The following is a 22308-nucleotide window of genomic DNA, read 5'->3' on the forward strand; positions in this document are numbered from 1 at the left end:
TTAACAATGCGAGCATGGTGGACGACAGCTTATTATGAGCTAATTAAATATAGTCGGATGCGTTCGGTCCTCATTGTATTGATTGGATTGCCATTAGTACTGATCCTGCTGCTTGGAAGCGCGTTTGATACGGAGATTAAGCCTTCAAAGGTTGCGCTGTTTACGGCAGATCATGGTGAAATGAGAGCAAGCATCGATTCGTTCTGGAAGGATGAAGCGATCGCGCCTTACATTAAGGTGGTTGAGGCTGGTTCAGAGAAAGAGGTGCAAGACTTTGTGCGCGAGGGAATTGCCGACTACGGCGTGTATATTCCGGCAAATTATTCGGAGCTGTTGAAGGCCGGTGAAACTGCCAAATGGCTGACATACTCAGGGCGTTACGAAGAGAAAAATATAGCAGCGGATGCCGTTGTTAACCGATACTTGGCTAATGTGAACCTGCGCTTGGCGGCGATAGAGACGCTCGGTCCGGAGCTCGCGGCATCACTTAGCGGAGCTGGCAGCCAAGCAGAAGCAAGCAAGAGTCACATTGCATCCTATAATCTCGGTTCAGGAGATAGTCAAGAGTTCGGAGAAACATCTGCGATCCAATATTATTCAGCAGCTTATTTAATCATGTTTCTACTGTACGGAGGCATGTCAGCGGGGCTTGCATTGCTGAACCAAAGAGAGAGCGGCACGCTGCAGCGCATGTATGCGATACCTAGCTCATTTAGAGCGATCGTGTTTGGCATCATCGTTGGAGCCGGCATGCTTGCTGCGCTGCAAACGGTCATTATCGTAGCGTTCACCTCCTATGTATACGGCGTGGATTGGGGCAGCCACTTAGGCTTGATTACACTCATATGTTTGCTTACGGCAGCGGCAGGCGCTGGGCTTTCTATCACGATCGCGTCCTTTGCCCGCACGCGGAAAACAACGCAAACCTTGTTTACTATTATTGTCTTCAGCATGACTTTTCTTAGCGGCGGCATGATGACCGGCATAGAGAAAATGGTTGGCGGCGCCAATAAATTAACGATCAATCATTGGGCAAACGTGAGTTTGCGAACGCTTATGAGCGGTACAGATACATCTGCGGTTTGGAATGGAATCGGGATACTTGGCGTTATTGCACTAGCGTTTACAATTATCGCAGTGATCAGGCTGCCTAAGGTGGTGAAGCAGCATGCCTAGCTTTCATATCGCAACTCAACTAATACGCAGAACGATGGGATCTCGCCGCGGACTAATTATGAACGTGCTGGTTCCTGCAATCTTTCTTTCTATTATGGCAGGGCTGTTTGCTAGCTTCGATGGGCAAAAAGCGGTTATTGCCATTAGCAATCAGGACACTGGCCTATTAGGCAGGTACCTTGCTTCCTCGGTAGAGCAGGAGAGTCTCTACGAGATCCATTTGGAGCCGAAGCTGACGGAACAGGAGCTTAAGGATATGGTCGTAAATGGGAAAGCAGATGCTGCTATCTACATCCCTTCCGATTATTCCGCCAAGCTGCTCGAAGGCAGCGTAACGGAGGCGAATTTGTACCGGATGAATGTGCAATTGTGGAATGCATCGCTCGCAACCTTGCTGGAGACGGAAGCTAGTAAGCTTTCCTCCTCTGCAAGCCTTGTGAGCAGCACTGGCGAAGCGGATTTGACAAAGCTGACCGCGCTGCTTGATGCACAGGCGTCGCCAAAGGTAGTTGCCGATAAGGTCAGCATGAAGCTTGGCAAGATCGTTTCCAATCCGACGATGATCGGTTTAATCCTTATGTTCGTCATGATGCTTGTCAGTCAATCGATCGGTTTCGTCCTTGAAGATAGAGAGAAGCGGACGATGGCGAGAATGTTCACCGCTCCGCTCCGCGCTATCGATATCGCCTTCGGCAATTTTATGGGGAGCATGCTCGTAGGCACGATACAGCTTGTTATCGTGCTCAGCTTATCTTATTTCGTATTCGGCTACTCGCCGGGCATCTCGTTTGGGTCGCTGCTGCTTGTTCTGGAGTGCTTCTTGCTGGCGGCTGTTGGCCTTGCGTCGGCGGTTGCCGGGCTTGTGCGCAACAGCGCCCAGCTCTCGCAGATCAACAATCTTATTATTACACCGTCCTGCATGATCAGCGGCTGCTTTTTTCCGATATCCATCCTGCCTGATTTCATGCAAAAGCTCGCTAATTTCACTCCGCAAAAATGGGCTATTCAAGCGGTTGACCGTTTAGGCGGCGGAGGCAGCATCAGCGATATCGGACTTCAGCTTCTTATTCTGCTCTTATTCGCAGCCGTTATGATTGCGTTTGGTTCAGCTGTGCTTAGACCGAATCGCGCAAGCAAATCATAGGACACATCCAGTGTATAAAATATGGCTTGACTTCGCTTCCTTTGTATTGTAAATTTTATCAAAAGTTAATGACAATATAACAGCGTCGACCAAGGCTATGTTGATCAGCTGCCGTTTATTTCAGAGAGGAAGCCCGCAGGCTGCAAGGCTTCTATGAACGACTGATTATTCCCTACCTTGAGAGCTGCGGCGGTTAAGAAACGAGAACCGCTGCCGGAAGTCATCTTCCGTTATCTAAGCAAGGGCTGCCACAATAAACGGCAGCTATACTAGGGTGGTACCACGAACGCATTCGTCCCTTACGAATGCGTTCTTTTTGTTTTCATTTAACCGTAATTTAATCACAAGGAGGCTATTCAACTATGAGACAAAGCCAGTTATTCATGCCAACTTTGCGCGAGGCGCCATCGGAAGCGGAAGCAGCCAGCCATATTCTGATGCTGCGCGCAGGTCTGATCAGACAGCTCGCGGCTGGCATTTATACGTATTTGCCGCTCGGACGCCGCGTGCTTAGAAAGCTCGAGCAGATCGTGCGGGAGGAAATGGATCAAGCAGGGGCGCAAGAGGTGCTGATGCCTGCGATGCAAGCCAGCCGAGCTCTGGCAGCAATCCGGTCGTTACGAGGTTTACGGTCCTGAGTTAATCAGGCTGCGCGACCGCCACGATCGGGAATTTACGCTGGGTCCGACACATGAGGAAGTGATCACCGCTCTGGTTCGCAGCGAGGTGAGCTCCTATCGCCAGCTGCCAATGACACTGTACCAGATTCAAACGAAGTTCCGCGATGAACAGCGTCCTCGCTATGGGCTGCTGCGCGGCAGAGAATTTTTAATGAAGGATGCTTACTCCTTTGACGAGGACTTTGAGGGCCTTCACCGCAGTTACATGAGCATGTATGAGGCGTATAACCGTATCTTTACGCGCTGCGGCCTGAATTACCGCGCCGTTGAAGCGGATGCCGGCTCCATCGGAGGCGAGGGCGGCACGCATGAATTTATGGCGCTCGCCGAGATCGGTGAGGATACGATTGCGGCATGTGATGCTTGCAGCTATGCGGCTAATTTGGAAAAAGCGGAATTTCGTGCCGAGCTGCGGAGCGAAAGCGGACAAACCGTTCAACATAAAGAGCCGGAGCGTCTCCATACGCCGAACATTAAAAAAATGGAGCAGCTTGTTGAGGCGTTTGGCGCTCCTGCCGATACATTTATGAAAACATTGATTTATTCGGCCGACGGAAGCCCGGTAGCGGTTATCGTAAGAGGCGATCATGAGGTCAATGAAATCAAGCTGAAAAATGCGCTAGGTGCCACGCAGCTGGAGCTTGCGGATCAGGAGACTACTGAGCGGGTGACAGGTGCGCCAACTGGCTTTGCAGGTCCGATCGGCTTAACGATTCCTATCTTTGCAGACTATGCGGTGCTTGCGATGGAAGCGGGAATCGCAGGCGCAAACGAGCAGGACTATCATGTAGGAAACGTGCAGCCGCGCGTTCATCTAGCGCATGCGCAGGCAGGCGATTATCGCAATGCATTGGCCGGAGACGGCTGTCCGCGCTGCGAGCAAGGCCATTTGACGTTCCATCGCGGCATCGAGGTTGGGCATGTGTTCAAGCTTGGGACAAAATACAGCGATGCGCTGAATGCTAAATTTCTAAATGCGGCGGGTACGGAACAGCCTTTCATAATGGGCTGCTACGGTATCGGGGTATCGCGGCTTCTATCAGCGGTACTTGAGCAGCATACAGACAGCAACGGGATCATTTGGCCGAAGGCTATCGCGCCTTATCAGGTGCATGTCGTGCCTGTATCCGCCAAGGATCAGGTGCAAATGGATTTGGCGCTTCATATAGCGGCTAGGCTGCAGGAAGCGGGCGTAGAGACGCTGCTTGATGACAGGGACGAGCGACCGGGCGTCAAGTTCAAGGACTCGGACCTAATCGGCATACCGCTGCGCATCGTAGTCGGGAAGCATGCAGCCGAAGGGATCGTCGAGCTTAAGCGTCGAAGCGAATCGGAAGCGCAAAAGCTAGGCTTAGAGGAAGCGATTGCTTTTGCACTCGAAAAGTAAGCATCTAACCGAAAATAATGCGCTTTCATATAAAATTTCCACTGCCGCCTATGGAATAGCGGAACGAAAGGGGAGCGAGCCGTCTGGATTTGGAGACGGCAGCGCCCTTTTTTTAGTTTAGTCGGCTGTATTCGTAAAATTAGTCAATAATCCAAGTTGCCATAACATAAGATGGAGTATAAGATGAAGATAAGAACAAATTATCAGAACATTTCGTCAACTCATCATCATCTAAACTGAGGTAAGGGAGGGATTGCCGTGAACAAAAGCCACGAAGTCGAATACTGCAATTTGGAGCTGCGATTTGACCGCCGGCAAATCCAAAATCTCATCCGCGATCTTATTCAGGAAGGTTACTCCTTGTATTGGAGCGAGACGGAGGGGCAGTTTTTAGTATCCATTCGAACCGGCCGCAAGCTCGTTAAGCTGCAATTCCAACGAATGAAGAATCGTTACAAAATTGTCGGCGACTATATCATCAAAGACGAGAAGCTGTCAGAGTTGATTGAAAAGCTGATTAATGACACACGTGGACATGCGGTTGTGAAGCGCATTAAAGATCGTCAAATCGTCATTGAAAGTATTATGTTCGGTGAGATTATACGACTCGTGGAGGTGTCCGGTATGGAACATCGGATTATTTATCAGAAGAAGCCTTTCGTTACAATAGAAGAAATGATTAGAGCTTTTCAATCCAAGCGAGCAGAGGAAAGAGCCATCGTGCTGCGTTATGAGCTGGATTACGAGCTGTCGATGTTATTCGATGCACTGCAAGGCGATGACGAGGAAGCGGTTACGGAATCGAAAGAACGGCTGATGGCGCTCCGTTCGGAAATGTTGCAACTGGAGCTCTGATGATGGATGTTGGTCCCTATATGAAAATCTAAAAGCGATCGAAAGCTGTGCGGAACATGCAGCCTTTGATCGTTTTTAGGTTGCGCTGTGAGCTTGAATCCGCAGGTGGTTGTAGAGAATAGAATGGGGATTTCCTTCATATATAAGATAAACTTTTTGAATCGGTCAATATTTTTGATGCTGCAATTGAGACATTTTTCTAGGCAAATAGTTTTCTTCTTGGCGTAAAAGGAGTAAAATGAAACTATTGTGACCCAAAATAGATGATGAAGGATGGAAGAAACCAGATGTCTAAACAGCAAATTGGCGTTATTGGATTGGCCGTAATGGGTAAGAACCTTGCCCTTAACATTGAGAGCAGAGGCTTTACAGTATCGGTATTTAACCGCTCCCGCGAGAAGACAGATGATCTCGTACAAGAAGCAGTTGGCAAAAATCTTGTTCCGACGTACACGATTGAAGAATTCGTGCAATCGCTTGAAGTGCCGCGCAAAATTTTGATCATGGTACAAGCTGGCGCAGGAACAGACGCAACGATTGACTCCCTTGTTCCTCATTTGGCTGAAGGCGATATTATCATCGATGGCGGCAACGCTTATTTCCCTGATACTGTTCGTCGCAGCAAAGACCTTGAAGCAAAAGGCTTCCGCTTTATCGGTACGGGCGTATCCGGCGGCGAAGAGGGCGCTTTGAAAGGACCTTCGATTATGCCAGGCGGCCAAAAATCCGCTTACGAGCTTGTTGAACCGATCCTGACTGCTATTTCTGCTAAAGTAGGCGATGACGCTTGCTGCACGTATATCGGACCGGATGGCGCTGGCCACTATGTGAAAATGGTACATAATGGAATCGAGTACGGCGACATGCAGCTGATTTGCGAAGCATACGACCTGCTCAAAAACGTGCTTGACGTAAGCGCGGAAGAGCTTCACGAAATTTTCTCCGAGTGGAACAAAGGCGAGCTTGACAGCTACCTTATCGAGATCACAAGAGATATCTTCTCCAAATACGATCCTGAGACAGGCAAGCCAATGGTAGACGTTATCCTAGATTCCGCTGGCCAAAAAGGTACAGGAAAATGGACAAGCCAAAGCTCGCTGGATCTTGGCGTTCCGCTCTCCATCATTACGGAATCCGTATTTACTCGTTTCTTGTCCGCAATGAAGGAAGAACGCGTTGCAGCAAGCAAAGTGCTTAACGGCCCTGCAAAAACACCTTTCCAAGGCGACAGAGCGGCATTTATCGAGTCCGTGCGCAAAGCGCTGTTTGCAAGTAAAATTTGCTCGTACGCACAAGGCTTTGCCCAAATGCGGGCAGCTTCCGAAGAATACAACTGGGATCTTAACTACGGCGAAATCGCAATGATCTTCCGCGGCGGCTGCATTATCCGTGCTCGCTTCCTGCAAAATATCAAAGACGCTTACGACCGTGATCCTAACCTGCGCAACCTTCTTTTGGATTCTTATTTCCAAAACATCGTTGAGTCCTACCAAGGCGCTTGGCGCGAAGTGATTTCTGCCGCTGTTACTAACGGCGTACCGGTTCCTGCTTTCTCAAGCGCAATCGCTTATTTCGACAGCTACCGCACAGAGCGTTTGCCTGCTAACCTGCTTCAAGCACAACGCGATTACTTCGGTGCCCACACGTTCAAACGTTTGGACAAAGAAGGCAGCTTCCACTTCAACTGGATGCAATCTTAATACGAGCAGCTCTTTAACGGTTCCGCTCGCGAGGATTGTCCACATACAATCCGTGCGCTGCTTGGCGCAGCCATTCTCGCAGCCGATCAGCCTCTTGGTTGCTGTAATGCCTGCGATGAATGAGGGACATGGCCGCTTCGGCAAAAAAATGAAAGTTTTGCAATAAGCGTGGCTGCGAAAGATCCATTAAGGCTGGATCTTCGTCAGCCACCTTTTTTTTAATCAATTCAAGCATCCAGACAACATCCGCGCGACAGAGCGGATGATCGGGATCGAGAATACGGTCTATCCGTTTTTGTGTGGGGTGGAATTGTTGCGGATGGGGATCTCTGGTCATCGCTAAAGTCACTCCTATTCATCATCATTCATCATTATCATCCATACGGCATATGCAACTTTTTTATACCCTAGAATTGCAAAAAAATGATATGATGTTGAAGAAAATAGGGTTTACCAAGAACGAAAAGGGTGAAACGGTTACGATGGACAGGCAACCATTAAAGAAATTAGTATTAATTGGGTTTATGGGAACCGGCAAGTCAACCGTCAGCAAGCTGCTCGCAGAGAAGCTTGACTGGAAGCGAGTCGACGGCGATGAGGAAATCGAGAGGCTTGAAAACAGGCTTATTTCCGATATATTTGCGGCGGATGGCGAGGCGGGTTTTCGGATCATTGAAACCAAGGTGCTTGATACGATTTTGACGAGCGAGGAGTGCTCTGTTATTGCTACAGGCGGCGGTGCCGTACTCAGCGAGGTGAACAGGGAGCTCATGCTGAGCAAGGGTTTTGTAGTTGCACTGAAGGCGAGTTCCGAGCAAATCATTGCAAGGGTCAAAAATGATACCGCAAGGCCGCTGCTGGAAGGCAATGCGGTTGAGCGAGTTAACCTGCTGCTTGAGCAGCGCAAGCATGCTTATGATTTCGCGCATTTGACGATAGATACGACAGATATGTCGGCAGAAGAAGTCGTTGATGCGATACTTGCGCAGCACGTCATTTCGTAATTACTGGATTGTTCATCACGCCAAACGGCCGATCGGCCGCTTGTGGTGTATATATTATTGTAAAGGGAGATCATACGAACTATGGACGTATTAGTGACGCCAACGCCAAGGCTTGAAGGCGAGCTTCAAGCGCTATCCTCGAAAAATTACACGACCCGCTACCTGCTTGTAGCAGCTCTTGCGGAAGGAACAAGCACCATTTATTATCCGGCTCATAGCGAGGATAGCGACGCTATGCGTCGTTGTATCCGCGATCTAGGAGCGACGGTGGAAGAGGATGATGAGAAAATCGTCATCACCGGCTTTGGCCGTCATCCGAAGCCAGTTGATCAGCTTGACGTAGGCAACGCAGGTGCTGTATTGCGGTTTTTGATGGCTATTGCGGCACTATGCCCAGATGTAACCTTCATTAATCGTTACCCGGATTCGCTAGGCAAGCGTCCGCACAGCGATTTGATTGAATCCTTGACTGCTATGGGCGTTTCTATTGAGCACCAAGACGGCAAGCTTCCTATCCGTATCCAAGGCGGAGCGCCAAAGGGCGGAAAAATCCAAGTGTCGGGCAACATTAGCTCGCAGTTTTTGAGTGCGCTGCTGTTCTTGACTCCCCTGCTGGAGGAAGACAGCGAGATCGAAGTGCTGCATGATTTGAAATCGAAGGTTGTCGTTGGCCAAACGCTTGAAGTATTGGAGCAAGCTGGAATCGTCATCCATGCCGATGAGGACTATATGCGTTTCCGTGTTCCTGGCAATCAAAGCTATGCGGCTAAAACATACTCCATTCAAGGAGACTATCCGGGATCTGCGGCTATTTTGGCTGCTGCTGCCGTAACGGAATCCGATGTAATCGTTCATCGCCTTGAAGAGAAGAGCAAGCAAGGCGAACGCGCGGTCGTCGACGTGTTGAAGATGATGGAGGTTCCGCTGACGCATGAGGGCGGCATTGTCCATGTTAAAGGTAACGGAAAGCTTAAAGCAGTTGAGTTCGATGGCGATCATGCGACCGATGCCGTGCTTGCGATGGTTGCTGCGGCCGTTTTTGCGGAAGGAACCTCACGGTTCTATAACGTAGAAAATCTGCGCTACAAAGAATGCGACCGTATTACCGATTATTTGAATGAGCTGCGCAAAGCAGGCGCGAACGTGGAAGAGCGCCAAGCTGAAATTATCGTGCATGGCCGCCCCGAAGGCGTCGAGGGCGGCGTTGAGATTAATGCCCATTACGATCATCGCGTTATTATGGCTTTGACGGTCGTTGGTTTGCGTGCGAAACAGCCGATTCGAATTCGTGATGCTCATCATGTAGCCAAGTCGTATCCCATTTACTTTGATCATTTGAAAGCTTTGGGAGCGAACGTTGAGTGGATTGAAGGCTAAATGATGAAAGGCGGCTCGGCACTTGTTCCTAAATTGATGAATTGAGGTGTTACGATGGCATTTGAGAATCCTACGCGTGAGCAGATAAAGGGTATTTTGGAGAAAAGTACGACTGTTGCTGTTGTTGGCTTGTCAGACAATCCAGAGCGCGTGTCCTATATGGTATCCGAAGCGATGCAAGCAAAGGGCTATACGATTATTCCCGTCAATCCTAACGCCGATACCATATTGGGACAAAAAAGTTACGCATCGCTCAAGGATATACCCGTACCCGTTGATATCGTTAATGTATTCCGCAGAAGCGAGTATACACCTCCTGTCGCGGAGGAGGCGGTTGCGATTGGCGCCAAGACCTTCTGGCTGCAGCTTGGAATCGTAAGCGAGGAAGCAGCTGCCATTGCAGCAGCTGGCGGCTTAGAGGTCATTATGGATCGTTGCATTAAAGTTGAGGATTCTATCCTACTTCCTGGTGGAAAACCCAAATCATTACTGTAATAAAAAAACGGTCACTCCTACACACTAAGAAAGGCTTCAAGAGCGAGTGCCGAACTTGTTATCGCATAATCAATGTGGGCGTAACGGTCGGTAGTCATCTGAAGACTCTATGAATGGTATCCAAGGAGGACACGACGTGAATCAATTTTCGCAACAACCGGGTAATTTCCAAGGACAACAGAGCTACCTAAACCAAAACGCACAATTCCAGCCAACAGGCAATGTGCAATCGCATTATCAAGGGCAGCTCAGCCAACCGACTTTTGGCAGACAAACGAATTCTATCGTTTCGAATGTGCCAGGCGGTTATCAAGCGTCTAATTCTTATAACCAAGGTGCGCAACAACATTTTGCTACATCTGGCTATTCGAATATGACAAATCCGGTAGGAACGAACAATTCATTCATCTCGCATCAACCGGTTCAAAGCTATGCGCAATCGCCAGCAACGGCTTTTGGCAGCACAGGTCCGGTTATCTCGCATGTTGGCTATCAAGCAGGTCCTGACAGTCAACAATCGCAATCTCATTATCAACCGTCCTCGAATTTTGGTTCGCAGTATGCTCAGCATGCGGGATCATCAAATTTTGGTGGCTTTGCACAATCTAACTTGCAAAACCAGCAAAATAACTATGGCGGCATGACTCAAACGCATTCAAACACAACATCGATGCATCCTGTATATGAGGCGACTAATGCTTATCAACAAGCAGGCCCAGTCATTTCACAATTAGGCTGGCAGTCGAATAGTGGTATTAACAACTCACCATATTCCGGCGGCAATCGATAACATCGTTTTAAAAAATTAAGATTAGAATCATCAACAACGGCGGGCCTTCATAGGCTCGCCGTTTTACTTTGACAAAAACGTAGCAAACGCTTAACATCGAAATAGATATAATGGACTAAATGCTTATGCAGTCAGTTTTGCAACGCAAATTCGCATTTGCAGCGCAAAATGCAAAGGAGGTGCATGATGGTTTTCATAGGAAGCCTGCAGCAGCTCGGTAGAGCTTTTATGCTGCCGATGATTGTATTGCCGGGAGCGGCAATATTTTTGAGCTTAAGCAAGCTGCCTTGGGCGTACATAGGATTACCGGGCATGGAAGGTTATTTAATTGCCGCAAGCGAAACGATTTTTACGTTTTTACCATATATCTTTGCGCTTGGCATATCGCTTGGATTAACTGGAAACGCGCTTGCAGCCGGTATGGCAGCGCTCGTCGGAATGTTTATTTACAGCGGCATTACCGGCACGGCTGAAGTGCCGATTGAACCAACCGTACTTATCGGGACTATAATTGGTATTTTATCGGGTGTCAGCCATGAGAGATTCAAAAGTCTCCGCTTGCCGGAGTACATACAGTTTTTTGGAGGGCCGAGATTCGTTCCGCTGTTCGTGAGTTTTGTTTCCTTGCTATTCTCGATTGGCATGATCAACCTCGCACCTTATTTGCAAAAAATGCTTGTGGAGCTTGGCGATATCGTTGCTTCAGGCGGCGGATTCGGCATCTTCTTGTATGGGTTCGTACATCGCATTCTGGTCGTGTTCGGCCTGCATCATCTAGTCAGCCATGTGTTCTGGTTTCAGATTGGCGGCTATGAGACGGAGTCGGGCAGCATGGTATACGGCGACCTGCCTCGTTTCTTTGCGGGAGACCCATCAGCGGGCGTGTTCATGGCAGGGCTTTATCCGACCATGATGTTTGCTTTGCCGGCCATTGCGCTTGCGATTATTCATGAAGCGCGCGAGGATTTGAAGCCGAAAATACGGAAAACGTTCCTATATGCAGCGCTCGCGTCATTTTTGACGGGTGTCACGGAGCCGGTAGAATTTGCATTTTTGTTCGTTGCTCCGTATTTATACGTCGTTCATGCCATATTGTCAGGTATCATCATGTGGGTTACCTACGAGCTTGGCATTAAGCACGGCTTCTCTTTTTCTGCGGGCGCCATCGATTTTGTCATTAATTTGCATTTGGCTACCCGGGGATGGCTTATTATTCCCATTGGCATCGTCGTTGGTTTTGTTTATTACTTCTTGTTCCGGTGGGCGATACGCAGATTTAGAATTCCGACGCCTGGCCGTGAGGAAGGCTCGCAGCTCGATGAATGGGCAGGCGACATTCCTTACCGTGCCCCGCTTATCTTGCAAGCCATTGGGGGCAAGCAAAATATAGAAAAAATGGAGTCCTGTATTACTAGACTGCGGCTTAAAGTTTCCAATGATAAGCTGCTCGATATAAATTCACTACGCAATCTAGGAGCAGCAGGCGTCATTAAGCTAGGCGGCGGACATGTTCAAGTCGTATTCGGGACTTACTCCGAGCTCATACGCGAGGAAATGATCAAGACGATCCATCGCGATCAGGCTCAAGTACTGTTCCACTCGCCGATGCAAGGACGAATGATTCCGCTTGATGAGGTGCCGGACCCTATATTTGCCGGCAAGCTCGTTGGACAAGGCGTGGCATTCATTCCCGACAAAGGAGAGCTTGTCTCCCCAGTCAAAGGAAAGGTCATTCATATTTACCCAACTATGCATGCAATAGGCATTCTTACTCCTGAAGGGCTGGAGGTACTGCTCCATATCGGAATCGACACCTCTCGCCTTGCAGGCAAAGCTTATTTTAATGCGGTGGTGAAGGAAGGCGACGAAGTTACGCCAGGCATGCTGCTTATCAAATTTGATTTGCAGCGCGTCAAGAAGGAAAGCAAGTCGCTAGCGACACCGATGGTTATTACGAATTCCGATCTTGTACACTCTTGGCGGTTTGCACCGTTCAAAGCGGTGAAAAAGGGGCAGTCCTCAGTATTGTCTGTTGTACTTAAAGAGAGAAACGGTGGAGGGGAAACACAATGATTCAAGGAATAGGAGCGTCAGCAGGCATAGCGATTGGGAGATCGTTTGTGCTTCCGAATTGGGAATGGGAATTACCGGAGCAAAAGATTGATGTAGCTGATTTTGCCCGCGAGTTCGAACGTGTTTACGAAGGCATTCGTACCTCGAAATCGGAAATCGAGCAGATCAAGGACGAGCTGCGCGATGTTGTCGGTTCGGAGGAAACACATATTTTCGATGCTCATATAGCCATTTTGGACGATCCTGTCTTTATGAATGAAATACAAGGCATTATCCAGCGCCAGTACAAAGCGGCGGAAGTAGCGGTGAAGGAAGCGATCGATCATTTTGTAACGATGTTCGACTTGCTCGATGATGAATATATGAAGGAGCGGGCGCTTGATATTAAAGATGTGGGCAATCGATTGCTGAAGCATCTGCTGGGAGCGCCGGAAATTACGCTCCCTTCGGATACGCAGCCCTTCATTCTCATCGCGAAGGAGCTCTCGCCCTCACAGCTTGCTCATATCAATCCGCAGCATGTTCTGGGCATCGTGACGCTAGCGGGAAGCACGACTTCCCATTCGGCTATTATGGCGCGCGCGCTTGGCGTTCCGCTTGTCGTAGGCGTTGAGACGAAGCTTGCCGAACCGATACAAACCGGACAAACGATCATTATCGATGGCAGCGACGGAACCGTGTTTATCGACCCCGTGCAGCAGGTGATCGATTCCTATTCCGAGCTGCACAGCCATCAATCGGAAGCGAAGAAAAAGCTGCATGGCATTGCAGGTCACCGTCCTGTAACGCCAGATGGCAAACGATTGGAGCTTGCGGCTAATATCAGCTCGTTCAAAGAGCTGGAAATTGCGCTCCAGAGCGGCGCGCATGGCGTAGGCTTGTTCCGCACCGAGTTTTTGTATATGGACCGCAATCGGTTTCCAAAGGAAGAAGAGCAATTCGAAGTGTATCGCAGCGTAGCCGAACGGCTTGGAGGCGAGCCGCTCGTTATTCGGACGCTAGATGTCGGAGGCGACAAACAGCTTGATTATTTTGAGCTTCCTGAAGAGGATAATCCTTTCCTTGGCTACCGTGCGATCCGAATTTCACTGGACCGTCAGGACTTATTTAAAACGCAGCTGCGCGCTATATTGCGTGCCAGTCATTATGGCCAAGTGAAGCTGATGTATCCGCTTATCTCTTCAGTTGACGAGGTGCGCGCAGCCAACGCAGTGCTGAACGAAGCGAAGCGTGAGCTGGAGGAAGCGGGACAGCCTTATGACAAAGGAATGAAAATCGGCATTATGATCGAGGTGCCGGCAGCCGTCATGATAGCCGATTTGCTTGCGGAGGAAGTTGATTTCTTCAGCATTGGCACAAATGATTTGGTTCAGTTCACGCTTGCCGTCGATCGTATGAACGAGGAAATCTCCCATTTGTATGAGCCTTATCATCCTGCGCTCATTCGAATGCTGCGCATGACCGTTGAAGCGGCGAAGCGAAGCGGAATTACCGTTGGCGTATGCGGGGAGCTTGCGGGAGATTTAAGAGCGCTGCCGATTTGGCTTAGCTTGGACGTGGATGAGCTGAGCATGTCATCACATTCGATCTTGCAGGTGAAGGAGCGGCTGCTATGCACTTCTCAGGAAGAGAGCAGAGAGGTGTTTCAACAGCTCCATGCCTGCCGCACGAGCACCGAAATACTAGAGCAGCTAAATGGCTTTATGGAACGATTAGACAAAAAAACAGCGAATGGTTAGCCCATTCGCTGTACTAATGCGTCTACAAATGCTTTGGCATAAGGAGGAAGATCCGGCGGTCGGCGTGCGGAGATGAGGTTTCCGTCAACAACGACGGCTTCATCAAACCATGTGGCGCCTGCATTTTCCATGTCGTCACGAATGCCAGGAGTTGAGGTTACTTTGCGGCCCTCTAATATTTTCGCCGAGATAAGTACCCAGCCTGCATGGCAGATTTGGCCGATTGGCTTGTCCTGCGCATTCAGCTCCTGCACAAGCTGCAGCACCTTCGGGTAACGGCGCAGCTTATCGGGAGCCCAGCCGCCTGGCACGAGCAAACCGATAATGTCCGCGCTGTTCACTTCGTCAAATGACAGGTCAGCAACAGCAGGCACGCCGTATTTGCCAATATGCTTCTTGCCTTTCTCGGGTCCTGCATACAAGACGGTTGCACCGGCCTCGCGTGCGCGGTAAACGGGATACCATAGCTCCAAATCCTCAAACTCGTCGTCTAGCAAACAGATGACGGTTTTGTTTTGTAATGACATTATTTTCCCCTCCATCTATTAAAGATCTCTATTATTGTAACGAAGGAGAAACAATGAAGCAAACAGATTCGATTTCAAAATCATTCTCTTACCTTAGGCTGCTTCGTTTTTTGCCCGCGGTAGCCTGGATGGCCGTTATTTTTGCCTTGTCCTCCAGAACTAGCGACGAGATCGGTACGCTGCTGCCTTTCTTTCAAAAGTTTTTTCCGTTCATGGAAGATTTTAATTGGGGCCATTTTGTCTCTTATTTTGTTTTGGCTCTAACCATCGATTACGGCATCGGCAAGCGGGGCGACCGTTTCTGGATGAAGGTTGTTATCGTGCTGCTTTGCGGGCTATACGGAATTACGGACGAGTATCATCAATCATTCGTGGGCGGCAGAATGCCTGACCCTATGGATGTGCGCAACGATATGATAGGAGCTGCGATATGGACAGCTCTTGCAGCAATACCGCCGGTTCGAAAAAAATGGAGAAAAATCGCCCATTAATTCGGAAGCTTTTGGCAGGCTCCAAAGATGAATTTAGTAGTAAAAATTACATAGCTGTGTAAGCAGGAATTTATGCGAAAATGGTCGAATCATTTATACTATTGTAACTCTAAAAAGCAATACTTAGCGGCGATAGCTGCTACTAAGAAGGAGTGGACCACTTTGCATAAGCGGTGTCATTGTGGTGACATCATGAAGATGAAACTGCGCACAGTAATTTATTCGGGGAAGGTCGAGATCGACAACGTACCGATTTTCTCATGCACTACCTGCAATAGGAGCGAAGTTTTTCCGGAGGTGAAGCCGGATTTAACGGGATTAATATCGCAATTGGGGGCTCAACCAGATAAACAAACCTTTCTTTTTAATGAATGCAATGAATGGGCGAACTTGCTGGTAGAGGCGAAGGCGGAGAAGCAGCAGACGGACCAATCCGCTTTCGAGAGATTGGTAGAGCAGCGAATCAATAAGCTGCTGGATTTGTATTTGCTTGCTCAGTCTCTTAATGATGAGGCTTGGATCGAGGATTTAAAAAAGCGGCTTGAGCAAATAAGCCGTCGCACTCTCCTTACATAGTCGCTTTGGACCAGCGGGCTTTCAGGCTATACGAGCCGCAGCAGAGCGGACCCTGCGTCCATCATGGAAGCGAAGCTTTTTATCCTCGCTCTTTGTGTGACGCAGGCTGTGGACGGGAGCTGTTAGAATGGATAGGCCCGTGTGTGCTCGAGTGTTTTTGAAGATAAGATTTGGAGTTTAGCAGTGACCATAGGGCAAGCCGAAGGGAGGAAACTTCCAAGGCTTGCCCTTTTCCATTTGTAGATATGTTGAAATATTTTGGAGGGCAAACGGGAGGCAAAACAGCATTTCTGCGCTTATCCAGCCGCGCGGCAAGCCTTATATCTCTGCAACATTACCATAGCATTCAGGCTGTTTGTGCTGTGCATTTGGCTATAGATGATTGTTGAAAAAATCAATGAAAGCACGGAATATCAGGGTTTTTGACGTCTTTTGTTTTGCGTTGCCTTTCCCTTTATGCTATGATTACGTTAATATACGGTGTACGAAATTTTAAAATTTGAGCTAATGGAGAGAACCACTGTGACGGTAACCATTTATGATGTAGCAAGAGAAGCAGGAGTGTCGATGGCTACGGTTTCCCGGGTTGTAAATAACAATCCCAATGTGAAACCAGCAACACGCAAGAAAGTATATGAAGCAATTGAACGGTTAGGGTATCGTCCAAATGCTGTAGCAAGAGGTCTTGCGAGCAAAAAAACGACTACAGTTGGCGTTGTCATTCCCGATATTTCGAATGCCATTTTTGCCGAGGTAGCGCGCGGAATCGAAGATATAGCGAACATGTATCATTATAATATTATTTTGTGCAACGCGGACAAGAAGAAAGACAAAGAAATCCGCGTAATCAACACCCTTCTGGAGAAGCAGGTCGACGGTCTGTTGTTTATGGGCGGCGCCGTAACAGAAGAGCATCTGCAAGCATTCAAGACAGCAAACGTACCGATTGTACTTTGCGCGACTTCCGATGAAAGCGGACAAATTCCGTCTGTCGACATCAACCATGAGGACGCTGCTTTTGACGCGGTTCAACAGCTGCTTGCACAAGGACATAGACGTATTGCGATGATTAGCGGCACGCTGCAAGATCCGTCGATTGGTTATGCAAGGTTCCAAGGCTACAAGCGCGCGCTTGAAGCTGCCGGCATTGCCTATGACGATTCCTTGGTGCGCATCGGCAACTATCGTTACGAATCCGGCGCGGAAGCAATGAAATATTTTATTGAGCTGGACGAGCGTCCAACAGCTGTTTTCTCTGCAACGGATGAAATGGCGATTGGCGCGATTCACAGCATTCAAGACTCCGGCTTGAAAGTGCCGGAAGATATCTCCGTAATAAGTGTTGATAATAGCCGGATGGCATCGATGGTTCGTCCGCAGCTTACTGCAGTAGCGCAGCCCATGTACGATATCGGTGCGGTTTCCATGCGTTTGCTGACGAAGCTGATGAAGAAGGAAAACGTTGATCAATCCAAAGTAGTACTGCCGCATGAAATCGTTGTGCGTCAATCGGTTGGAGGAGTATAAAAGAAATGTCGTTTAACAAAATTGGTATTATTGGCGCTATGGCGGAAGAAATTGAATTGCTGCATGAGCATGTTAACGTAGCGTCTCAGGTGACGAAAGCAGGCATCACCTATTATGAAGGCACGTTTCACGAAAAAGCGATTATTTATTGCAAATCGGGCGTAGGTAAAGTAAATGCAGCCGTATGCACGCAAATTTTGCTTGATCTCGGAGCTGATTGCGTACTGTTTACAGGCGTAGCGGGCGCAGTTGACCCTCAGCTAAACATTGGGGATATTGTAGTTTCCACAAGCTGCGTGCAGCATGATATGGATTGCTCGCCGCTTGGCTTTGCACGCGGGACGATACCTTTTCATCCTAGATCGGAATTTCCGGCTGACGAGCGCTTGATCGAGCTTGCTTCAGCAGCAAGCGAACGACTTTTTGCAGGACGAAGCCTTAAGGGCAAAGTGCTGTCAGGCGATCAATTTATTGCTAGCCGCGAGACTGTGAAGCTGCTGCATGAGACGCTGGACGGCGCATGCGCGGAAATGGAAGGCGCTTCGGTCGCACAGGTATGCGATATGAATGAAACGCCATTTGTGATCATTCGTTCGATGTCGGACAAGGCTGATGGATCGGCTCACGTGAACTTCCCGGAGTTTACGGTTAAAGCGTCCAACAATTCCTACCAAATTATTGATGACATCATCAAACATATTTAATGCATTTAGAAGAGAACAAGCCCCGATTCTGGCATCGGAGCTTGTTCTTTTTTTGTTATGGTTTTAAGAGGCGGCTTAAATATCCTGGACTACGATCTTTTGCATCGCCCTATTTTTTTCAGTGATCTCGGTCCGCCTTGGCATAGGCTCGATGTCAGATGGATCATCCAGCCATTTTGTCGGCAGCTTGAGCGGACTTATGGCGGCCCAGCGCTGAAGCCAGCTATCAGGAAGCGAGGGTGCTTCACCAGCAGTTACCGCTTTAGCGATGGGGTGTTCTATCATCGTGAGCCACACCAATGACCAAGCTCTAGGCACAACGCGGAAAATGTCATAGCCGCCGCCGCCAAGCGCAATCCAGCGCCCATCAGTATGCTCATGGGCAAGCTCATGAATGATTGCTGGAATCTCGGCATAGATCCGCATGCTGCAATGGATATGGGAAAGCGGGTCGTATGCATGCGCATCACAGCCATGCTGGCTAATGATGATGTCCGGTTTAAAGGCTTTGATCACTTTGCGAAGGGTGACATTAAAGCTCTCCAGCCACGAGTCATCCTCGGTATAAGGCTCAAGCGGAACATTGTAGCAGGCGCCTAAGCCATGGTCCACGCCCTTTTCGTACACGAAGCCTGTTCCAGGGAACAGAAATTTACCGGTTTCATGAATCGAATAGGTGCAAACGTTAGGATCATCATAGAAAACCCACTGAACGCCATCTCCGTGATGGACATCCGTGTCAATATAAAGTACTCTAGCGTCGTAGGTTTGGCGGATATGTTTGATTGCGACCGCTGCATCGTTATATACGCAAAAGCCAGAAGCGCGGTCAGGAAAGGCATGGTGCAGTCCGCCGGCGATGTGGTAAGCATGCTTGGTTCGGCCTGTCATAACCGCATCAGCCGCAGCTACGGAGCCGCTGACAATCGTCATCGCAGCTTTATGCATCCCTGGAAAATAAGGCGTATCCTCGGTGTGAAGGCCGAATTGCTGAGCGAGAGTGCTGCTGTCATTAAATTCCGCGTCCTCGCTTAATTGCTTGACCGCTGATAGATAGTCGGTTCGGTGAACGAGCGACAGCAGCTCTTCCTCGGAGTAGGAGGGAGGAGCCTCCATTTGCTTTTCAGAAATCGCGTTTATTTCTTTAAGCAGGTCTATCGTTAGCGTAATCCGCAGCGGATCGAAAGGATGCTCCTCACCGAATTTATATCCGCTAGAATCCGTATGATGAATGAATATAGCATCTGAAGCCATCCCTATCCTCCTAAAAGGTTTGCGAAGCAAACCTGCTTCGTAAGCATGAGCTAAGGTTTGCGAAGCAAACCTACTTCGTAAGCATGAGCTAAGGTTTGCGAAGCAAACCTGCTTCGTAAGCATAAGCTGAGGTTTGCGGAGCAAACCTGCTGCTTAATACATAAAGCGTTGCCGAAAGCGAACCCGGTCAAAATGCTCGACAGAGCTGAGCGGCACTTCCTTGCCAATGCGCACCATGAGGCAATTAGCCGGATGGGAGCAAATTTCGGGATCATCCGTAGCGAACCAAACCATGCCAACGGATTGCATCAATCTCTCCATCATTTTGCGGTAATCCCACACGTTCAGCTTTGTTCCTTCCAAATCCCAGTGCCAATAATATTCAGTCGTAAAAACAATCATGTTCTCTAGTTGTTCTTCTGCAAAAGCGAGCTGAATCATTCGCTTTCCTAAGCCTGCGCCGCGATAATCATCCGCTACTTCTATCGCTCCAAGCTCAATGAGATCGGTCATTCCGCCTTCCGACCAGCGTTCAAGCTCATCGGCATAGTGAAAGGTGACGTAGCCGACGATAACGTCTCCCTCACGCGTCAAAATGATTCTTCCTTCATCAAGCCCAGCGATCTCGACAAGCGCATCATGCTGCTCATGCGGCCTGCGGAATGCGTCTAGCGATTTGTGCATCTTCATGTTTGCTAGCCGCTCAGGCGGTACGGGTCCTTCAATAATAAGCTCACGGCTTGCGTCCAGAGCGAGCTGTTCCCGCTGCAAACGCTTTCGATGTTCCAAGGCTGAACCCCCTTTGCTGTTAGGCTGCTGTCAGATCTCAAACCTCTACTACTCTTTATAACAAACATTCGAGTAAATGAAAAGCGTAGTCGAATAGAAAAAGGTTATGCTATAATAGGTTTGGCGGTTGAAATCATGGGTATGCGAATGGTAGTCAGCTTGTTTGCCTCAAGTAATGACTCGATTTTGAAAGCGTATTCTTATGGATGAAACATACAGATTTGATGGGAGAGTGATAGTATGATCAACTTACATCAAGAAAGAATTCCAGCAACGGCACAAAATCCGAATTTACCGAGCTATGAAGCAGCAGTAGACTCCTTTGATTGGAGCCAGATCGAAAGTCAATTCAGCTGGCATACGACAGGAAAAGTGAATATGGCTTATGAAGCCATCGATCGACATGTCGAGCAAGGAAAAGGCGGGAAAATTGCGCTCTATTATAGCGATAATGAGCGCGATGAATCCTATACTTTTGAGCAGCTGAGCAAGCAATCCAATCGTTTTGCAAACGTTTTACGCAAGCTTGGCATTACGAAGGGCGAACGTGTCTTTATTTTTATGCCTAGGACGCCTGAGTTGTATTTCAGTGCGCTTGGCGCGCTTAAGGTTGGCGCAGTTGTAGGACCTTTATTTGAAGCTTTCATGGAGACGGCGGTAAAGGATCGGCTGCAGGACAGCGAAGCTACAGCGATCATTACGACGCCTGCTTTATTCAAGCGGATAAAGCGCGATGAGCTGCCTAATCTGAAGCATGTGATCGTCTTCGGACAAGATGTGCCGAAGGAAGAGGGCATCATCGATTTTGCGGAAGAAATGGCTGTTGCATCGGACGAAGCAGAGATCGAGTGGCTTGATCGCGAGGATGGCCTTATTTTGCATTATACTTCCGGTTCAACCGGCAAGCCTAAAGGTGTCTACCATGTTCAAAATGCGATGATACAGCATATGTACACGGGACAAATTGTACTTGATTTGAAAGAAACGGATATTTATTGGTGCACAGCCGATCCAGGCTGGGTGACGGGCACGTCATACGGCATTTTTGCCCCGTGGCTGAACGGCGCTACGAATGTCATTCGAGGCGGACGTTTCAGTCCAAGCGATTGGTATAGCGTTATTCAAAAATACGGCGTAACCGTCTGGTACAGTGCACCTACAGCTTTCCGCATGCTTATGGGCGCGGGCGATGATATCTCCCAGCAGTTCAACCTGACAAGCTTGCGTCATGTGCTTAGCGTAGGCGAGCCGCTGAACCCAGAAGTTGTCCGGTGGGGACTGAAGGTATATGGCCAACGCATTCATGATACTTGGTGGATGACGGAGACCGGCGGCCAGCTAATTTGCAACTATCCGAGCATGGACATTAAGCCAGGCTCGATGGGCAAGCCTTTACCGGGCATTAAAGCTGCGATTATCGATGACAGCGGCAATGAGGTTCCGCCTTACCGGATGGGAAATCTAGCGATTCAAACCCCTTGGCCGTCCATGATGCGCAAGGTATGGAATAATCCTTCGAAATACGAAGAGTATTTTTACCTAAAAGGCTGGTATATCTCAGGTGACTCCGCTTATATGGATGAAGACGGCTATTTCTGGTTCCAGGGACGCATCGACGATGTCATTAATACAGCGGGCGAGCGCGTAGGGCCGTTCGAGGTAGAGAGCAAGCTGGTTGAGCATCCGGCAGTAGCGGAGGCGGGCGTAATCGGCAAGCCAGACCCGATGCGCGGGGAAATTATAAAAGCGTTCATCGCGCTGCGCGAAGGTTATGTGGCTTCGGATGAGTTGAAGCAGGAAATTTCGCAATTCGTAAAAGTAGGCTTATCCGCGCATGCAGCGCCAAGAGAAATCGAGTTTAAAGATAAGCTTCCAAAAACGAGAAGCGGCAAAATTATGCGACGCGTCTTGAAGGCGTGGGAACTGAATTTGCCAACGGGCGATTTGTCCACGATCGAGGACTAGGTTCATAAACATAGAAGAGAGGATGTCTCCCAAACGGGCGGCATCCTCTCTTTTT

19 protein-coding genes and 1 pseudogene are annotated in these 22308 nt (G+C 48.9%); 16 read left to right on the forward strand and 4 right to left on the reverse strand.

Annotated elements, in window-relative coordinates:
- Positions 1-6 precede the first annotated feature (6 nt).
- The 5 genes and pseudogenes from ADU23_RS21340 (at position 7) to gndA (ending at position 6942) form a co-directional block, all read left to right on the forward strand.
- Positions 7-1176, forward strand: a complete 1170-nt coding sequence (locus ADU23_RS21340; protein WP_053375584.1) for an ABC transporter permease — start codon at positions 7-9, stop codon at positions 1174-1176.
- Positions 1169-2320: an ABC transporter permease gene (locus ADU23_RS21345; RefSeq protein WP_053375585.1), complete on the forward strand. Its 1152-nt coding sequence runs from the start codon at positions 1169-1171 to the stop codon at positions 2318-2320. Before ADU23_RS21340 ends, ADU23_RS21345 begins: the two co-directional genes overlap by 8 nt.
- 362 nt (positions 2321-2682) lie before the next feature.
- A pseudogene (locus ADU23_RS21350) lies at positions 2683-4387 on the forward strand (proline--tRNA ligase).
- Positions 4388-4645: 258 nt separating this feature from the next.
- The gene (locus tag ADU23_RS21355; RefSeq protein WP_053375586.1) at positions 4646-5242 is read left to right on the forward strand and encodes a hypothetical protein; all 597 of its coding nucleotides are present in this window, start codon (positions 4646-4648) and stop codon (positions 5240-5242) included.
- 287 nt (positions 5243-5529) lie between these two features.
- Positions 5530-6942 (forward strand): NADP-dependent phosphogluconate dehydrogenase, encoded by a 1413-nt coding sequence (gene gndA, locus ADU23_RS21360; RefSeq protein WP_053377757.1) that lies wholly within the window; start codon positions 5530-5532, stop codon positions 6940-6942.
- A gap of 13 nt (positions 6943-6955) precedes the next feature.
- Here the strand turns inward: gndA and ADU23_RS21365 are convergent, their stop codons facing one another.
- Entirely contained in the window at positions 6956-7279 is a 324-nt protein-coding gene (locus ADU23_RS21365; RefSeq protein WP_053375587.1) for a hypothetical protein, read from the reverse strand.
- A gap of 145 nt (positions 7280-7424) precedes the next feature.
- Between ADU23_RS21365 and ADU23_RS21370 the strand changes: the two genes are divergently transcribed.
- The 6 genes from ADU23_RS21370 (at position 7425) to ptsP (ending at position 14420) form a co-directional block, all read left to right on the forward strand.
- A complete protein-coding gene (locus tag ADU23_RS21370) occupies positions 7425-7946 on the forward strand; it encodes a shikimate kinase (RefSeq protein ID WP_053377758.1) in 522 nt (173 codons plus the stop codon).
- 81 nt (positions 7947-8027) lie between these two features.
- Entirely contained in the window at positions 8028-9323 is a 1296-nt protein-coding gene (gene aroA / locus ADU23_RS21375) for a 3-phosphoshikimate 1-carboxyvinyltransferase (RefSeq protein WP_053375588.1), read from the forward strand.
- 54 nt (positions 9324-9377) lie between these two features.
- Positions 9378-9818 carry a CoA-binding protein gene (locus tag ADU23_RS21380; RefSeq protein WP_053375589.1) on the forward strand — a complete coding sequence of 147 codons (441 nt, stop codon included), beginning with the start codon at positions 9378-9380 and terminating at the stop codon, positions 9816-9818.
- A gap of 136 nt (positions 9819-9954) precedes the next feature.
- On the forward strand, positions 9955-10608 hold the full coding sequence (locus ADU23_RS21385; RefSeq protein ID WP_053375590.1) for a hypothetical protein: 654 nt from the start codon (positions 9955-9957) through the stop codon (positions 10606-10608).
- A 186-nt stretch (positions 10609-10794) separates the two neighbouring features.
- Positions 10795-12681 (forward strand): glucose PTS transporter subunit IIA, encoded by a 1887-nt coding sequence (locus ADU23_RS21390; RefSeq protein ID WP_053375591.1) that lies wholly within the window; start codon positions 10795-10797, stop codon positions 12679-12681.
- Entirely contained in the window at positions 12678-14420 is a 1743-nt protein-coding gene (gene ptsP / locus ADU23_RS21395; protein WP_053375592.1) for a phosphoenolpyruvate--protein phosphotransferase, read from the forward strand. Before ADU23_RS21390 ends, ptsP begins: the two co-directional genes overlap by 4 nt.
- On the opposite strand, the gene ADU23_RS21400 is transcribed toward ptsP, so the two are convergent.
- Entirely contained in the window at positions 14417-14947 is a 531-nt protein-coding gene (locus ADU23_RS21400) for a type 1 glutamine amidotransferase domain-containing protein (RefSeq protein WP_053375593.1), read from the reverse strand. The two genes, ptsP and ADU23_RS21400, sit on opposite strands and share 4 nt — an antisense overlap.
- 53 nt (positions 14948-15000) lie before the next feature.
- On the opposite strand from ADU23_RS21400, the gene ADU23_RS21405 reads away from it, so the two are divergent.
- From ADU23_RS21405 to ADU23_RS21420, 4 genes are all read left to right on the forward strand, one after another.
- Complete coding sequence (locus ADU23_RS21405) at positions 15001-15438, forward strand: VanZ family protein (RefSeq protein WP_053375594.1); 438 nt, start codon at positions 15001-15003, stop codon at positions 15436-15438.
- A 192-nt stretch (positions 15439-15630) separates the two neighbouring features.
- Positions 15631-16014 carry a hypothetical protein gene (locus ADU23_RS21410; protein ID WP_063846235.1) on the forward strand — a complete coding sequence of 128 codons (384 nt, stop codon included), beginning with the start codon at positions 15631-15633 and terminating at the stop codon, positions 16012-16014.
- Between the two features lie 522 nt (positions 16015-16536).
- Complete coding sequence (ccpA, locus tag ADU23_RS21415) at positions 16537-17541, forward strand: catabolite control protein A (RefSeq protein WP_053375595.1); 1005 nt, start codon at positions 16537-16539, stop codon at positions 17539-17541.
- A 5-nt stretch (positions 17542-17546) separates the two neighbouring features.
- The gene (locus ADU23_RS21420) at positions 17547-18245 is read left to right on the forward strand and encodes a 5'-methylthioadenosine/adenosylhomocysteine nucleosidase (RefSeq protein WP_053375596.1); all 699 of its coding nucleotides are present in this window, start codon (positions 17547-17549) and stop codon (positions 18243-18245) included.
- Positions 18246-18320: 75 nt separating this feature from the next.
- Here the strand turns inward: ADU23_RS21420 and ADU23_RS21425 are convergent, their stop codons facing one another.
- Positions 18321-19499, reverse strand: coding sequence for an acetoin utilization protein AcuC (locus tag ADU23_RS21425; RefSeq protein WP_053375597.1), 1179 nt, complete (start codon positions 19497-19499; stop codon positions 18321-18323).
- A 153-nt stretch (positions 19500-19652) separates the two neighbouring features.
- Positions 19653-20288: a GNAT family N-acetyltransferase gene (locus tag ADU23_RS21430; RefSeq protein ID WP_053375598.1), complete on the reverse strand. Its 636-nt coding sequence runs from the start codon at positions 20286-20288 to the stop codon at positions 19653-19655.
- A 240-nt stretch (positions 20289-20528) separates the two neighbouring features.
- On the opposite strand from ADU23_RS21430, the gene acsA reads away from it, so the two are divergent.
- Positions 20529-22253 carry an acetate--CoA ligase gene (gene acsA / locus ADU23_RS21435; protein WP_053375599.1) on the forward strand — a complete coding sequence of 575 codons (1725 nt, stop codon included), beginning with the start codon at positions 20529-20531 and terminating at the stop codon, positions 22251-22253.
- Positions 22254-22308: the final 55 nt, after the last annotated feature.

The sequence above is a fragment of the Paenibacillus sp. FJAT-27812 genome, from assembly GCF_001273905.1.
Classification (GTDB): domain Bacteria; phylum Bacillota; class Bacilli; order Paenibacillales; family Paenibacillaceae; genus Pristimantibacillus.